The 1,572-nt window shown below is 57.6% G+C and carries 2 protein-coding genes and 1 pseudogene; all 3 read left to right on the top strand.

Annotation, left to right across the window (positions count from 1 at the left end):
- Positions 1 to 480 (top strand): annotated as a pseudogene (locus AO268_RS33050) (ATP-binding protein); the annotation flags it as partial.
- A 206-nt stretch (positions 481 to 686) separates the two neighbouring features.
- Positions 687 to 965 carry a winged helix-turn-helix transcriptional regulator gene (locus AO268_RS04630; RefSeq protein WP_025828124.1) on the top strand — a complete coding sequence of 93 codons (279 nt, stop codon included), beginning with the start codon at positions 687 to 689 and terminating at the stop codon, positions 963 to 965.
- Between the two features lie 135 nt (positions 966 to 1,100).
- Positions 1,101 to 1,568, top strand: coding sequence for a VOC family protein (locus AO268_RS32910; RefSeq protein WP_052261070.1), 468 nt, complete (start codon positions 1,101 to 1,103; stop codon positions 1,566 to 1,568).
- Positions 1,569 to 1,572 lie beyond the last annotated feature (4 nt).

Here is a 1,572-nt window from a genome sequence, read left to right as displayed (position 1 = left end):
CTTGCGTCTGCCGCGCCTGATGGAGGAACTGGGCCTGGCCCACGGAGACGGTCGATTCGCGAAACTGATGGCGGGCTATGCCAAGACCGACTTGCTGATCCTGGACGACTGGGGCCTTGCGCCGTTTACCGCACCGCAACGGCGCGACATGCTTGAGCTATTGGACGACCGCTACGGCAACCGCTCGACGCTGGTCACCAGCCTACTGATGGCGGGCTATGCCAAGACCGACTTGCTGATCCTGGACGACTGGGGCCTGGCGCCGTTTACCGCACCGCAACGGCGCGACATGCTTGAGCTATTGGACGACCGCTACGGCAACCGCTCGACGCTGGTCACCAGCCAGATGCCCGTGGACAAATGGCATGCACTGATCGGCGATCCGACCTTGGGCGACGCGATCCTCGACCGGCTGGNCTGAAGGGCGAATCGATGCGCAGACGCGCAACGAAATTGACGACGACAGGGACTTCAGACTAACAATGCAAACCTGCGTCGCTGCGCTCCGACTGCCTGGCCGGATGAGCGTGGAACGGGTGGCCGGATGTTGGTGGACTGGGTGGCCGGATGGCGTGGAATGCGCAGTTTCCAGATGGTAACCACGGAAAGGACGTGCTTTGACAGTTTTGAAGCGACGAAAAAATAGGTCTCCGGCCCACGATCCCGACTGCCCTTTGAACGAGTGTATGAGGCTTATTGGAGGTGCGTGGACCCCCAACATCATCTGGTACCTCAGCGGAGGCGCGCGCCGATTTTCCGAGCTAAAAGAAGACATTACGCCGGTATCAGCCAAAGTTCTGAGCGCACGCCTGAAAGAGCTTGAATCAAAGGGGGTTGTCGACCGAACGGTCGTGGCGACCTCTCCACCCACGGTGGAATACAGCCTAACCGATCTAGGTCAGCAACTCGTTCCTGCAATCGATGCGATCGTTACGGTTGGGAAAATGCTGAAAGAACGAGCTTGATCAACGCCATGGAGTCGGTCTGGTATCGCGCATCAAGCCCGCATCACCGCAAAGGGTTCATAGGCCAGTCGAAACTTGGGGGCCTCTCAGGACGCGACGGGTATCACAGACCCAAGAAGACACAGAGGATGATCTATGACTCCATTAACCCGCCGTCAGAGCATCGCAATGGCCGCTGTTGGTTCGGCAATCTTGGCTAATCCGACGAAAGCATTTTCCCAGAGTAAGACCGTATCCGCACTCAACCAAATCCGCGCTTTGGATTACACCATTATCTATACCCGCGACATGACCGCGATGCGAAAATTCTACGAAGAAATCATGCAGCTTGAGTTTCGCCAGGCTGCAGGAGATGGATGGGTCGAGTTCAAGGTTGGCAGCAATATCCTTGTTCTGACGAGCGAACCAGCGGGTGGCCTCTTTCCCGAGACGGTGCCTGCACCTGGTGTTGGTTCCGTTCAGCTAGCGTTTCGGGTCGCGCCCAAGATGGTCGATGCCTGCGCGGAGGAATTGGGGTATGCGGATTTAATGGTTGATGGGGCACCTTCCCCTCACCAACCTGATGCTACCCTCAGATGGTTGATAGATCGACCCCGTAGTTGAGCTC

The organism is Pseudomonas sp. ICMP 8385 (genome assembly GCF_002699915.1).
GTDB classification, from domain to species: domain Bacteria; phylum Pseudomonadota; class Gammaproteobacteria; order Pseudomonadales; family Pseudomonadaceae; genus Aquipseudomonas; species Aquipseudomonas gessardii.
The sequence above is the reverse complement of the archived record's forward strand: the minus strand, read 5'-3'. Positions and strand labels throughout refer to the sequence as shown.